Source organism: Streptomyces sp. APSN-46.1 (assembly GCF_022815725.1).
Lineage (GTDB): Bacteria > Actinomycetota > Actinomycetes > Streptomycetales > Streptomycetaceae > Streptomyces.
Genome location: NZ_JALGRF010000014.1, coordinates 1 through 13,652, shown reverse-complemented (window position 1 = coordinate 13,652; position 13,652 = coordinate 1). Strand labels below are relative to the sequence as shown.

The window sequence follows — 13,652 nt, the reverse complement described above, 5'->3', positions numbered from 1 at the left end:
AGGTCTCAGCCCTTCTGCTTCCGGCGCCGCGCCGGCGGCACCGTACGGCCGACGATCACGGTATGGCTACCGCCATCACTTCGTGGGCGTCGGGGGGTCTTCCGCGGCACGCCGTCCGACGTCGCGGTGTCCGTCTTGCCCAGCGCCTTGCGGACTCCGTAGCCGAAGGCCGCGACCTTGACCAGCGGCCCGCCGAAGGCGGAGGCCACGGTGGAGGACAGCGCGGAGGCGTTGGAGGTGACTTCCTGGACGTCACTCGCGATGGCGTCGACCCGGTCGAGCTGCGTGCGCGCGGAGCGGACGGTCGTGGAGGCGTCGGCCAGCAGCGGCACGGCCTGGTCGGTCACGTCCGCCACCAGCTTGGTGGTCGCTTTGAGCACCTGGGCCAGCCTCGCCAGCACCACGGCGAGGAAGGAGACCAGGATGGCCCAGAAGACGGCCACGAGAATGCCGGCCACCTCTCCACCGGACACGTTGCACCGCTCTCTGCACATTGATCACTACGCGAAAAAGTCGTCATCCGACCCTATCGCGCCGGAGATCCGCCGCCGTACCGGGTTAAGCGGAAAACAGGAAGCCCGCCGGCTCCCCCGAGGGGGCACCGGCGGGCTGACCAGCCTGTGAGGCTACGTCCGCTGAGAGATCAGCGGGCGTAGTACTCGACGACGAGCTGCTCGTCGCAGATGACCGGGATTTCCTTGCGGTTCGGGTCGCGGTCCAGGCGGAAGGCCAGGGCCTTCAGGTTGACCTGCAGGTAGCGCGGGGTCTCGCCCTCGCCTGCGTAGCCACCCTCACGGGCAACCTGGAACGGAACCTTCTCGCGGCTGCGCTCGCGCACGGTGATGACATCGTCCGGGCGGACACGGAACGACGGCTTGTCGACCTTGCCACCGTTGACCTCGATGTGGCCGTGAACGACCATCTGGCGGGCCTGGTAGATGGTGCGGGCGATGCCCGAACGCAGAACCAGGGCGTCGAGGCGACGCTCGAGCTCGACGACAAGCGCCTCGCCCGTCTTGCCTTCGGCCTTCTTGGCGCGGTCGTAGGCGCGAGCCATCTGACGCTCAGAGATGTCGTACTGGGCGCGCAGACGCTGCTTCTCGAGCAGACGAACCTTGTAGTCCGAGTTCTGCTTGCGGCCACGGCCGTGCTCGCCCGGCGGGTAGGGGCGGGCCTCGAAGTACTTGACGGCCTTCGGGGTCAGCGCAATGCCGAGGGCACGCGACTTCTTGACCTTGGGTCGCTTCTGGTTCACGTGGAACCTACCTCCATGTAAGTTAGGTGAGGCTTACCTTAGCGAGGAGGACGTAATGTCTCGACCACATGGGATCCCCCTGCCCAGTGCGCACCGAAGTTCAGATTCCAACGAAACAGAATCTGCTTTCGGCGACGATAAGCAAGGTCAGCCGCGTCCCAGGGAAGGCGTTCGGCAGCTCACCGGAGCCGAACGCGTACGAACCCTCGTAGAGTCCAACGCCTCAGTATCCCTCACTCTGCCGGGTGCTCCTGACAGCCAGGAGCAGGCCGAATTCGGGACAGGGGTGCCGGCCGCTCGGACCGTCACCCCGGACGGGGACGTGATTCTCCTTGTTTCCGGGGAATCCGCGGCTGCCAGGGCAGCCGCTCACGCCCAGGACGACGACCTCACGGCCGTGATCGAGATCACGGATGTGGCGCCGGTGTCCGTGCCCCATCGTATCCGAGGCCGCGCGTGGCTGGCCGGGTGGCTGACGCCGGTACGCGGTGACGACCGCGCGGCCTGCGCGGCGCTGCTGGCGGAGCGCCATCCGGTGGGCGAGCTGCTGGGCCTGTCGGAGTCGCTGGACCTCCCGTACTCCGGCCGCCCGGCGTGGATGCTGCTCCGGCTGGAGGTCGGCGAGATCTCGGTGGACGACCTGTGGGGTGCCGAGCGGGTGGACCCGGAGGATCTCGCGGAGGCCGCGCCCGACCCGCTGGTGGGGCACGAGACGGAGCTGCTCCAGCACCTCGCGTCCGCGCACGGGGACCTCGTCGGCGACCTGAGCGGCCTGCTCGGAGCGCGGGCGGCCGACGGGATGACGGCGGTTCCCCTGGCCCTGGACCGCCTCGGGCTGCGGGTCCGCTTCACGGGCGGCGGCTCCTCGTTCGACGCCCGCTTCGACTTCCCCCAGCCGGTGGCGGACGTCTGCGGGCTGCGGCACGCGATGCGCCGGCTGTTCTCCGCGGCGGGCGGCTAAGCGGGTTCGCTCCCCTCGGCCAGCTGGTCACCGAGATGGCTGCGCCGGTACAGGACTTGGCGTCCGTCGCGCGCCCGGGTGACGAGCCCCGTCGCGTGGAGCACCCGCAGGTGCTGGGAGACGGCGCTCGGGGTCACCCGCAGGCGGCGGGCGATCTCGACCGTGGCGAGCGGCTCCGCGAGCAGGGTGAGCAGCCGCGCCCTGGGCGCACCGAGCAGCGAGGCGAGGGCCGTCGCGTCGGCGGGCGGCGGCGCGTCCCACAGCGTGGCGACGCCCCGGCTCGGGTAGACGAGCCCGGGCGGCTCCTCGGGATCGACCGGAGGAGCCGGCTTGTGCACGAACACGGACGGCAGGAGCAGCAGCCCCCGGCCGGACGCCGCGACGTGATGGCTGCTGAGCATCTGGCCGACGTGCAGTACGCCCTGGTGCCAGCGCAGGTTCGGGTGCATGTCCGCGAACAGCAGGCGGGCGCCTCCCACCGCCAGCTGCCGCGCCCGGTAGGTCATGTCGGCTTCGAGCAGCAGCCGTATCCGCCGCCACTCCGGCTCGATGGCCGCCTGCCAGAACTGCCACAGCAGCTCGCACAGGGCGTCGCGCAGTCCGGCCACGGCCGCGTCGTCGCCGGCGGCGGCGTCGTACAGGGCCGCGGGCAGCGGGTCGGGGGCGTGCGCGGCCACCAGGTCGCGCCGGACCCGCGCGGGGGACGTCCGGCGGACGACGGCCAGCTCCTCCGCGAAGGCCGGCGCGAAGCTCGTGGGCCGCGGGGTGAGGAAGTCGGGGAGGGTGCGCCTGCGCGCCACTACGGACATCAGCAGGCCGGTGTCGAGCGAGCCGATCCTGCCGAGCACGGACCTGCGCCACGGGAGGTGCACCGCGGACAGCCCCGGGTCCTGGAGGATCCGCAGGCTGAGCAGGGTCTCATGCGCGGGAGACAGGGCGAAGCGGGTGTTCGCGAGATCCTCGACGCCGAGCTCGAAGCTGATCATTAAGCCGGACGCTACATCGATTGGCTTCGCGGCGTCGATGGCGTGAGCTTCCGGCATGACACCCATGACACCCGCTCATGAGCGCCGCACGGCGATCGCCACCGGTCGGATGACGCTGGTCCTGGCCGTGACCTGCGCGGTGGCCGTGGGCAACATCTACTTCCCGCAGGCGATCATCCCCTTGGTCGCCGCAGGACTGCACACGTCTCCCGAGTCGGCCTCCCTGGCCGTGACCGCCACCCAGATCGGCTACACGGCCGGCATGTTCCTGCTCGTGCCGCTCGGCGACCGTCTCCCCCACCGCCCCTTCCTCGTGACCCTGCTCACCCTGTCCGGCCTGGGCCTGATCGCCGCGGGCTGCGCCCCCACGCTGCCCCTGCTCATCGCCGCCAGCGCACTCATCGGGCTCACCACCATCGCCGCTCAGGTCGTCGGCCCGATGGCGGTCGGTCTGGTGGCCGACGACCGCCGCGGAGCGGTGATCGGCACCCTGCTGAGCGGATCGATCGGCGGCATGCTGCTCGCCCGCGCCTTCAGCGGCTCGCTCGGCGAATGGCTGGGGTGGAGGGTTCCCTACCTGGCGGCCTCGGCCCTGACCCTGCTGCTCGCCTGCCTGCTGGCCCGCACCCTGCCGGCCACCACCCCGCCCTCGCGTCAGCCGTACCCGGCCCTCCTGGCCGAGTCCCTTCGCCTGCTGCGCACCGAGCCGGACCTGCGCCGCTCCTGCTTCTACCAGGCGACGGTCTTCGGCGGTTTCTCGGCCGTGTGGACCTGCCTGGTCCTCCTGCTCACCGGTCCGCTCTACGGTACGGACGCCCGGGCCGTGGGGCTGCTCGCCCTCGTCGGCGGCATGACCATGCTCTGCACACCGCTCGCCGGTCGCCTGGTGGACCGCCACGGTCCGGACCCGGTGAACCTCGTCTCCGTGCTCGCGGTCCTGGTCTCGGCCGCGGTCCTGGCCGCGGGAGCCTGGGGCGGCGTACCCGGGATGGCCGCGCTGGTCGTCGGCACGCTGCTGCTCGATGTCGCCATGCAGTGCGGCATGGTCGCCAACTCGGCCCGGGTCTACGCCCTGCGCCCCGATGCCCGCAGCAGGCTCAACACCGCCTACATGACCTGCGCCTATCTGGGCGGCAGCGCCGGATCCTGGCTCGGGGTCCGCGCGTACGGCCGGGCCGGATGGTGGGGCGTGTGCGCGCTCGTGGCCCTGCTCGCCCTCCTCGCGTTCGCCCGCCCGTACCCTCAGCCTCGCCGGCGAGGCTGAAAGTGCCCGGCGGGGCCTCAAACGCCGGCGAGGCTGAAAACGCCGGGTCAGGCGCGGTCGCCGCGCAGGCGTTCGCGGACCTTCTCCACCACGTCCGCGTACCGCGCCTCCGCGCCGTACCGCGTCGGCTCGTAGTACCGCTTCCCGTGGATCTCGTCCGGTGCGTACTGCTGCGCGGCGATCGCCCCCGGCACGTCGTGCGGGTACACGTACCCCACCGCGTGCCCCAGCTTCGCCGCGCCCTTGTAGTGCCCGTCCCGCAGATGCGCCGGCACCGCGCCCGCCAGCCCGGCCCGGACGTCGGCCAGGGCCGCGCCGATCGCCGTCGTGGCGGTGTTCGACTTCGGGGCCAGCGCCAGCGCGATCGTCGCGTGCGACAGCGTCAGCGCGGCCTCCGGGAAGCCGATCATCGCCACCGCCTGCGCCGCCGCGACGGCGATCGGCAGGGCCGTCGGGTCCGCGAGCCCGATGTCCTCGCTCGCCGAGATCATCAGACGCCGCGCGATGAACCGCGGGTCCTCGCCCGCCTCGATCATCCGGGCAAGGTAGTGCAGCGCCGCGTCCACGTCCGAGCCCCGGATCGACTTGATCAGCGCGCTCGCCACGTCGTAGTGCTGGTCTCCGTCCCGGTCGTACTTCACCGCCGCCCGGTCGACCGCCTCCTCCAGCGTCTGGAGGCTGATCTCCGGCTCGCCCTTGGCGATCGCCGCACCGGCACCCGCCTCCAGCGCCGTCAGCGCCCGCCGGGCGTCGCCGCCCGCGATCCGCAGCAGGTGCGCCCGCGCGTCGGCGGGCAGCGTGACGGCCCCGCCGAGGCCCCGCTCCTGCGTCAGCGCGGACCCCAGCAGCGTGCTGAGGTCTTCGTCCGTCAGCGGCTCCAGCGTCAGCAGCAGCGAGCGCGACAGCAGCGGCGAGATGATCGAGAAGTACGGATTCTCCGTGGTCGCCGCGATCAGCGTGACCCAGCGGTTCTCCACGGCCGGCAGCAGCGAGTCCTGCTGGGCCTTGCTGAAGCGGTGGATCTCGTCGAGGAAGAGGACGGTCTCCTTGCCGTAACCGCCGGCCGCCCGCTTGGCGCCCTCGATGACGGCCCGTACCTCTTTCACGCCCGCCGTGATGGCCGACAGCTCCACGAACCGCTTCTGCGTCGCCTGGCTCACCACGTACGCCAGCGTGGTCTTCCCGATGCCCGGCGGACCCCACAGGATCACCGACGAGGCACCGGCCGGACCGCCCGCCCCCTCCCCGACCAGCCGCCGCAGCGGTGATCCGGGCTTCAGCAGATGCCGCTGGCCGACGACCTCGTCCAGGGTGCGCGGACGCATCCGGACGGCGAGCGGAGCGCTCGCGGGGTCCTTCTCGCGGCGTTCTTCGGCAGCGGCGGTGAACAGGTCTGGTTCCACGTGGAAAGCCTATGCGAGCCCACTGACAGGCCCGGCGCCCCTCACGAGGTCCAGAAGTCCCACCAGCGGGTCAGGATCAACATGCCGATGATCCCGATGTGCAGGACGGGCAGGACCCAGGTGAACTCGTCGAGGAAGCCGCGCAGCCACGCCGGGGCCGGCAGCAGGCCCTGGCGCACGTTGTGCGAGGTGACGTACCAGAACATCACGATGGTGGCGACCCAGGCCAGGCAGCACCACAGGCACAGCGAGTTGATGGTGTACAGCGACTGGTACGTCAGCCAGGCGCAGAAGACGACGCCGAAGAGGGTCCCCGCGTTCAAGGTGAGCCAGTACCAGCCGCGGAAGCGCGCCCCGGCCAGCAGGCTCATGCCGACGCATATCACCACCCCGTAGGCGACCAGCCCCAGCATCGGGTTCGGGAAGCCGAAGACGGCCGCCTGCTCGCTCTTCATGATGTTGCCGCACGAGACGATCGGGTTCAGGCTGCAGCCCGGCGTGAAGTTCGGGTCCTCCAGCAGCTTGAACTTGTCGATCGTGATCACCCAGGCGGCGAGCAGCCCCGCGGCCCCCGTGATCACCAGCAGCAGAGCCAGGGCCCTGCTGCTGCCGACGGTCCGCGGGGCGGTGTCCGCCTCAGCACTCTTCGTCGTCATACCGCCCGCTCCGCATCCGCAAGGTCATCAAGCACCGGACATTGTGCCGTACCCGGCTGTGTGGCGGCCGTTCGCCGGGGATAAGGACGGGCGGCGGCCGGACCGGTCAGGCCAGCTTGGCCCGCAGCACCTCGACCACGTCGGTGAGCGCCACCGGGGACTGCTCCCCGGACTCCATGTCCTTGAGCTGGACGACGCCCTCGGCGAGGTCGCGGTCGCCCGCGACGATCGCGAACCGCGCGCCCGACCGGTTCGCGTCCTTCATCGCGCCCTTGAGGCCCTTGCCCCCGTACGAGATGTCCGCCGCGACACCCGCCTTGCGCAGCTCCGTGACCAGCCCGAACAGGACCGGCTTGGCCTCGCCCAGCGCCACCGCGAACACCGAGGTCGCCGCCGGGATGTCCAGCTCGACGCCCTCGGCCTCCAGCGCCAGGACCGTACGGTCCACGCCCAGCGCCCAGCCCACGGAGGGCAGCGCCGGTCCGCCGATCATCTCGGACAGGCCGTCGTAGCGCCCGCCCCCGCCGACCGCGGACTGCGAGCCCAGGCCGTCGTGGACGAACTCGAAGGTGGTGCGGGTGTAGTAGTCCAGCCCGCGCACCAGCTTCTCGTCGTCCTCGAAGGCGACGCCGGCCGCCATGATCAGCGCCCGCACCTCCTCGTGGTACGCCTTGCACGCGTCGCACAGGTAGTCCCGCAGCATCGGGGCCCCGACCAGCTGCTTCTGGACCTCCGGCCGCTTGTCGTCCAGGACGCGCAGCGGGTTGATCTCGGCCCGGCGGACGGTCTCCTCGTCCAGGTCCAGGCCGCTCAGGAAGGACTGCAGCGCCTCCCGGTACACCGGGCGGCACTCCTTGTCGCCCAGCGAGTTCAGCAGGATCCGGAAGTCGCGCAGGCCCAGCGCGCGGTACGCCTGGTCGGCCAGGATGATCAGCTCGGCGTCCAGCGCCGGGTCCTCGGCTCCGATCGCCTCGGCGCCGACCTGCGAGAAGTGCCGGTACCGGCCCTTCTGCGGGCGCTCGTAGCGGTAGTACGAGCCCGAGTACCAGAGCTTGACCGGCAGGCCGCCGGCCTTGTGCAGGTTGGCCTCCAGGGCCGCGCGCAGGACGGAGGCGGTGCCCTCGGGGCGCAGCGCCAGGTTGGCCCCGCCCTTCGTCGTGAGGGTGTACATCTCCTTGGTCACGATGTCGGTGGACTCGCCGACGCCGCGGGCGAACAGGTCCACGTCCTCGAAGCCGGGCGTCTCGACGTACCCGTAGCCGGACAGGCGCAGCGGGCCGGAGATGGCGTCGCGGACGGCCAGGTACTTCGCCGAGTACGGCGGGATGAGGTCGTACGTGCCCTTGGGGGCCTTGAAGGTGCTCACGAAACTCTCGTCACATTCCTCGTCGTGGAGCGGCGGTCGGGTCCGCTGCCTGCCCTTGGCGGCGTGCGGCGACCTCGCGCAGGTACGGGTTGGTCGCGCGCTCGCGGCCGATGGTGGTCTGGGAACCGTGGCCGGACAGCACCACGGTCGAGTCGTCCAGGGGCAGGCACACGCGGGCCAGCGACTGGAGGATCTCGGCGTGGGAGCCGCCGGGCAGGTCGGTGCGTCCGATGGAGCCGGCGAAGAGCAGGTCGCCCGAGAAGAAGACCGACGGGATGTCGGCCGCCTCGGGCATCTGGAAGGTCACCGACCCCTTGGTATGGCCGGGCGCGTGCGCCACCGAGAATTCCATTCCGGCCAGCTTCAGCCTGCTGCCGTCGGTCAGTTCGCGGACGTCGTCCGGCTCGCCCACGGTCAGCTCGCCCATGAGCGGCATCCCGATGGAGCGGCCGAGGGCCTTCTCCGGGTCGCTCATCATGTAGCGGTCCTCGGGGTGGATCCAGGCCGGTACGTCGTGTGCTCCGCACACCGGGACCACCGAGGCCACGTGATCGATGTGGCCATGGGTGAGGACGACCGCCACGGGCTTGAGCCGGTGCTTCCTCAGCGTCTCCTCGACACCCTGGGTGGCCTGGTGGCCCGGGTCGATGATGACGCACTCCTCACCGGCGGAGGGGGCGACCAGATAGCAATTGGTCCCCCAGGCCCCGGCGGGGAACCCGGCAATCAGCACGTTCGTCCTCAATCGTCGTCCGGCGGGGGCGGCGGCAGCGGGCCGCTGATCGGAATGCTGCTGCTCAGAGCCTACCGGCGCCGCTCATGACACAGCGAACCCATATACGGTACGGCCTAACCGAGCCCGGACAGCGGTACCAGAGACGCACAAGGAGACGACCCGGTGGTCACGAACGATCAGCGGCGGCGACAGCTCGCCAGGGAGAAGTACGAGCGCCAGCAGAAGCGGCGGGCGGAGGCCCGGCGGAAGGCGCGGCGGCGTGCGGCCGTGATCGGCGCGGCCGCGGCCGTGGTGATCGCGACGCTGGTCGGCCTCGTCGTGGGCGGCGTCTTCGACAAGGAGGAGAAGTCGCGGGAGTCCGGTCCGCCGAAGATGGCGATCGACAAGACCGCGAAGTACACCCTCGCCCTGAAGGCGAACGCGGGGGACATCAAGGGCGACATCAAGGTCGAGATGGACGCGGCGAAGACGCCGGAGACGGTCAACTCGTTCAAGTCGCTGGCCGACAAGCGCTTCTTCGACAAGACCACGTGCCACCGGCTCACGACCGACGGCATCTTCGTCCTCCAGTGCGGCGACCCGGAGGGCACCGGCCAGGGCGGCCCCGGCTACACCATCGCGGACGAGAACCTGGAGTCGCTGGGCAAGCCGGACGAGTCCGGCAAGGTGGTCTACCCGGCCGGCACGGTGGCGATGGCGAACACCGGGCAGCCCCACTCCGGCGGCAGCCAGTTCTTCCTGGTCTACAAGGACACCTCGCTGCCTCCGTCGTACACGCCGTTCGGCAAGATCGACGCGGCGGGCCTGAAGACGCTGGAGGAGATCGCCAAGGTCGGCACGGCCGACGGCGCCCCGGACGGGGCCCCGAAGAACGCCGTGACCATCGAGAAGGGCACCGTCACCAAGAACTGACGGGCGCGGCGCCGCCGGGCCCGGCCGGCCTCCCGCCCGTGCGGCGATATTCCGTCGTGCGGGATGCGGACAGCCGGCCCGGCGGTCGCCTATGTTGGCGTTGTGCAGGGCGGGCGCTGCCCGCCCCAGGAAACTGTGGACGATGCCCAGGGGGTGAACCCCTCGCAAGGCATCAGGTGGAGGAGGCGCTGTGAGCAGCGACCCGTGGGGCCGTGTCGACGAGACGGGCACCGTGTACGTGCGTACGGCCGAGGGCGAGCAGGTCGTCGGCTCGTGGCAGGCGGGCACCCCTGAAGAGGCACTGGCCTACTTCGAGCGCAAGTACGAGGGCCTGGTAGTCGAGATCGGCCTCCTTGAGCGGCGGGTGCGGACCACCGATCTGTCCGCCAAGGACGCCCAGATCGCGATCGACCACCTGCGCAAGCAGGTGGACGAGCACCACGCCGTGGGCGACCTCGACGCGCTGCGCGTCCGGCTGGACAAGCTCGTCGCGACGGTGGACTCGCGCCGCGAGGAGCGCAAGGCCCAGAAGGCGAAGCAGACGGACGAGGCCCGCGCGGCCAAGGACGCGCTGGTCGCCGAGGCCGAGGAGCTGGCGCAGAGCGACCAGTGGCGCAGCGCCGGCGAGCGGCTGCGGGCCCTGGTGGACATCTGGAAGGGGCTGCCGCGTCTCGACCGCAAGTCGGACGACGAGCTGTGGCACCGCTTCTCGCACGCCCGGTCGGCCTTCTCCAAGCGCCGCAAGGCGCACTTCGCCTCGCTGGACGCCCAGCGCGAGGACGCCCGCAAGGCCAAGGAGAAGCTGGTCGCGGAGGCCGAGGCGCTGTCGAAGTCCACGGACTGGGGTCCGACGGCCGCCCGCTACCGCGAGCTGATGGCGGACTGGAAGGCGGCGGGCCGGGCACAGCGCGAGGCCGAGGACGACCTGTGGAACCGTTTCCGCGGTGCTCAGGACGTGTTCTTCGCGGCGCGTGGTGAGGTCTTCGCGGAGCGCGACGCCGAGCAGGTCGAGAACCTGAAGCTGAAGGAGGAGCTGGCCGACGAGGCCGAGAAGCTCGTCCCGGTGACGGACCTGAAGGCGGCCCGTGCCGCGTTCCGCTCCCTCAACGAGCGCTGGGAGGCCATCGGCCACGTGCCGCGCGACGCCCGTCCCAAGGTCGAGGGCCGGATGCACGCCGTGGAGCGGGCGATCCAGGAGGCCGAGGAAGGCGAGTGGCGCCGTACGAACCCGGAGGCGCGGGCCCGTGCGGCCGGCCTGACGGGTCAGCTGCAGGCGGCCGTCGACAAGCTGCGCGAGCAGATCGACGCGGCGCGCGCGGCGGGCAACAACGCGAAGGCCGACAAGCTGTCCCGGGAGCTGGAGGGCCGCCAGGCCCTGCTGGACCAGGCGCTGAAGGGCCTTGAGGAGTTCGGCGGCTGATTCCCCGGCCGCCCCGCGCGAGCGGAGGGCCCGGTACGGACATCCGCGGATGTCCGTACCGGGCCCTCCGGCGTTGCGCGGCTACGCCCTGCTGCGGGCCGAGGTCACGCGGTAGACGTCGTACACGCCCTCGACGCCCCGTACGGCCTTCAGGACGTGTCCCAGGTGCTTGGGGTCGCCCATCTCGAAGGTGAACCGGGAGGTGGCCACCCGGTCGCGGGAGGTCTGCACGGCCGCCGAGAGGATGTTCACGTGCTGGTCCGACAGGACCCGGGTGACATCCGACAGCAGCCTGGACCGGTCCAGCGCCTCGACCTGGATGGCGACCAGGAAGACGGAGGACTGGGTGGGCGCCCACTCGACCTCCAGCATCCGCTCGGGCTGCTGCGAGAGGGAGTCCACGTTGACGCAGTCCGCGCGGTGAACCGATACGCCGCTGCCGCGCGTGACGAACCCGATGATCGGGTCGCCCGGCACCGGGGTGCAGCAGCGGGCCAGCTTGACCCACACGTCGTCGACGCCCTTGACGACCACGCCCGGGTCGGCATTGGTGCGGCGCTTGCGGCCGCGGGCGGGCGGGATGCTCTCCTCGATGTCCTCGCCGGCGGCTTCCTCGCCGCCGAGGGCCTGGACGAGCTTCTGCACGACGGCCTGCGCCGAGACGTGTCCCTCGCCGATCGCCGCGTACAGCGAGGAGATGTCGGGGTAGCGCATCTCGTGGGCGAGGGTGACGAGCGAGTCGCCGGTCAGGATGCGCTGGATCGGCAGGTTCTGCTTGCGCATGGCCCGCGCGATGGAGTCCTTGCCCTGCTCGATCGCCTCGTCCCGGCGCTCCTTGGAGAACCAGGCGCGGATCTTGTTGCGGGCCCGCGGGGACTTGACGAAGCCGAGCCAGTCGCGGGACGGGCCGGCGCCCTCGGCCTTGGAGGTGAAGACCTCGACCAGGTCGCCGTTGTCGAGGGTCGATTCGAGCGGTACGAGGCGCCCGTTGACCCGCGCCCCTATGGTCCGGTAGCCGACCTCGGTGTGGACGGCGAACGCGAAGTCGACGGGGGTGGCCCCGGCCGGAAGCGCTATGACGTCGCCCTTGGGCGTGAAGACGAAGACCTCGTTGCGGGAGAGGTCGAAGCGCAGGGAGTCGAGGAACTCGCCCGGGTCCTCGGTCTCCTTCTGCCAGTCGAGCAGCTGCCGCAGCCAGGCCATGTCGTTGACGGTGTCCTGGCCGGCGCTGCCCTTGGCGGCCTGCGGGACGTCGGTGCGCACCTTGGAGGTGCCGGCGACGGTCTGCTGCTTGTACTTCCAGTGCGCGGCGATGCCGTACTCGGCGCGGCGGTGCATGTCGAAGGTGCGGATCTGGAGCTCGACCGGCTTGCCGCTGGGCCCGATGACCGTCGTGTGGAGCGACTGGTACATGTTGAACTTGGGCATCGCGATGTAGTCCTTGAACCGGCCGGGGACCGGATTCCATCGCGCGTGCACGGTGCCGAGGGCGGCGTAGCAGTCCCGGACGGTGTCCACGAGGACGCGGATGCCGACCAGGTCGTAGATCTCCGCGAAGTCGCGCCCTCGCACGATCATCTTCTGATAGACGCTGTAGTAGTGCTTGGGCCGGCCGGTGACGGTGGCCTTGATGCGGGCCGCGCGCAGGTCGGCCTGCACCTCGTCCGTGACGATGGCGAGGTACTCGTCCCGCTTGGGCGCCCGCTCGGCGACCAGGCGGACGATCTCGTCGTACATCTTCGGGTACAGGATCGCGAAGGAGAGGTCTTCGAGTTCCCACTTGATCGTGTTCATGCCCAGGCGGTGGGCCAGGGGCGCGTAGATCTCCAGGGTCTCGCGGGCCTTCTTCTCCTGCTTCTCCCGCTTGAGGTAGCGCATGGTGCGCATGTTGTGCAGGCGGTCGGCGAGCTTGATGACGAGGACCCGGGGGTCCTTGGCCATGGCGACGACCATCTTGCGTACGGTCTCGGCCTGCGCGGCCTCGCCGAACTTGACCCGGTCGAGCTTGGTGACGCCGTCGACGAGCAGGGCCACGGCGTCGCCGAAGTCACGGCGGAGCTGTTCCAGCCCGTATTCGGTGTCCTCGACGGTGTCGTGCAGCAGGCCCGCCATCAGCGTCGCGGGGTCCATGCCGAGTTCGGCGAGGATGGTCGTCACCGCGAGCGGGTGGGTGATGTACGGGTCGCCGCTCTTGCGCTTCTGGCCGCGGTGCCAGCGCTCGGCGACCTGGTACGCCTGCTCGATCTGGCGCAGGGTCGCCGTCTCGATCTTCGGGTCGTTGCTGCGGACTATACGGAGCAGGGGTTCCAGTACCGGGTTGTACAGGTTGGAACGCTGGACCCCGAGACGGGCGAGGCGGGCGCGCACGCGGTTGGAGGACCCGGCCGGCTTCAACGGAGCGGGCTTGACCGGCGGGGCCGGCGGGGGCGTGGCGGCGGCCGCCGTGGCCTGCTCGGGTTGCGGGTCGGGCTGCGCGGCGGAGATTGGCTGGACCTCGTCTGGCAAGAGCGCTCCTCAAGCGGATCCGGTGCCCGTGTCCGGTCCGGACAACCATCGTAGCGAGGGTTCGCCCCCCTCGTTCCCCGAGCCTCCGCCCAACCCTTCCGCTGCGGGCCCGCTGCTGGGGCTCCGCCCCAGACCCCGCGCCTCAAACGCCGGCGAGGCTGAAAGATCCAGCCTCGCCGGCGTTTGAG

At 70.9% G+C, this 13,652-nt stretch carries 12 protein-coding genes; 4 read left to right on the top strand and 8 right to left on the bottom strand.

The window, feature by feature from the left end; genetic code table 11:
* Window positions 1-5 precede the first annotated feature (5 nt).
* Both MTF65_RS26865 and rpsD read right to left on the bottom strand, forming a co-directional pair.
* Window positions 6-473, bottom strand: a complete 468-nt coding sequence (locus MTF65_RS26865) for a DUF948 domain-containing protein (RefSeq protein WP_243631555.1) — start codon at window positions 471-473, stop codon at window positions 6-8.
* A 170-nt stretch (window positions 474-643) separates the two neighbouring features.
* On the bottom strand, window positions 644-1,255 hold the full coding sequence (gene rpsD, locus MTF65_RS26860; RefSeq protein ID WP_030294564.1) for a 30S ribosomal protein S4: 612 nt from the start codon (window positions 1,253-1,255) through the stop codon (window positions 644-646).
* A 55-nt stretch (window positions 1,256-1,310) separates the two neighbouring features.
* Between rpsD and MTF65_RS26855 the strand changes: the two genes are divergently transcribed.
* The gene (locus MTF65_RS26855) at window positions 1,311-2,216 is read left to right on the top strand and encodes a DUF2470 domain-containing protein (RefSeq protein WP_243631554.1); all 906 of its coding nucleotides are present in this window, start codon (window positions 1,311-1,313) and stop codon (window positions 2,214-2,216) included.
* On the opposite strand, the gene MTF65_RS26850 is transcribed toward MTF65_RS26855, so the two are convergent.
* Window positions 2,213-3,202: a helix-turn-helix transcriptional regulator gene (locus MTF65_RS26850; RefSeq protein ID WP_243631553.1), complete on the bottom strand. Its 990-nt coding sequence runs from the start codon at window positions 3,200-3,202 to the stop codon at window positions 2,213-2,215. The genes MTF65_RS26855 and MTF65_RS26850 overlap by 4 nt on opposite strands.
* Window positions 3,203-3,257: 55 nt before the next feature.
* Between MTF65_RS26850 and MTF65_RS26845 the strand changes: the two genes are divergently transcribed.
* Complete coding sequence (locus MTF65_RS26845) at window positions 3,258-4,466, top strand: MFS transporter (protein ID WP_243631552.1); 1,209 nt, start codon at window positions 3,258-3,260, stop codon at window positions 4,464-4,466.
* Window positions 4,467-4,513: 47 nt separating this feature from the next.
* Here the strand turns inward: MTF65_RS26845 and MTF65_RS26840 are convergent, their stop codons facing one another.
* The 4 genes from MTF65_RS26840 to MTF65_RS26825 all read right to left on the bottom strand — a co-directional run bounded on the left by MTF65_RS26840 (window position 4,514) and on the right by MTF65_RS26825 (window position 8,624).
* Window positions 4,514-5,869, bottom strand: a complete 1,356-nt coding sequence (locus MTF65_RS26840; protein ID WP_243631551.1) for a replication-associated recombination protein A — start codon at window positions 5,867-5,869, stop codon at window positions 4,514-4,516.
* A 41-nt stretch (window positions 5,870-5,910) separates the two neighbouring features.
* A complete protein-coding gene (locus MTF65_RS26835; protein WP_243631550.1) occupies window positions 5,911-6,525 on the bottom strand; it encodes a vitamin K epoxide reductase family protein in 615 nt (204 codons plus the stop codon).
* A gap of 106 nt (window positions 6,526-6,631) precedes the next feature.
* On the bottom strand, window positions 6,632-7,891 hold the full coding sequence (hisS, locus tag MTF65_RS26830) for a histidine--tRNA ligase (protein ID WP_243631549.1): 1,260 nt from the start codon (window positions 7,889-7,891) through the stop codon (window positions 6,632-6,634).
* 10 nt (window positions 7,892-7,901) lie between these two features.
* Window positions 7,902-8,624, bottom strand: coding sequence for an MBL fold metallo-hydrolase (locus tag MTF65_RS26825; protein WP_243631548.1), 723 nt, complete (start codon window positions 8,622-8,624; stop codon window positions 7,902-7,904).
* Between the two features lie 165 nt (window positions 8,625-8,789).
* On the opposite strand from MTF65_RS26825, the gene MTF65_RS26820 reads away from it, so the two are divergent.
* The gene (locus MTF65_RS26820; protein ID WP_243631547.1) at window positions 8,790-9,539 is read left to right on the top strand and encodes a peptidylprolyl isomerase; all 750 of its coding nucleotides are present in this window, start codon (window positions 8,790-8,792) and stop codon (window positions 9,537-9,539) included.
* Between the two features lie 190 nt (window positions 9,540-9,729).
* Window positions 9,730-10,959, top strand: a complete 1,230-nt coding sequence (locus tag MTF65_RS26815) for a DUF349 domain-containing protein (RefSeq protein ID WP_243631546.1) — start codon at window positions 9,730-9,732, stop codon at window positions 10,957-10,959.
* Window positions 10,960-11,040: 81 nt separating this feature from the next.
* Here MTF65_RS26815 and MTF65_RS26810 read toward each other — a convergent pair whose 3' ends face one another.
* A complete protein-coding gene (locus tag MTF65_RS26810) occupies window positions 11,041-13,464 on the bottom strand; it encodes a bifunctional (p)ppGpp synthetase/guanosine-3',5'-bis(diphosphate) 3'-pyrophosphohydrolase (RefSeq protein WP_243631545.1) in 2,424 nt (807 codons plus the stop codon).
* Window positions 13,465-13,652: the final 188 nt, after the last annotated feature.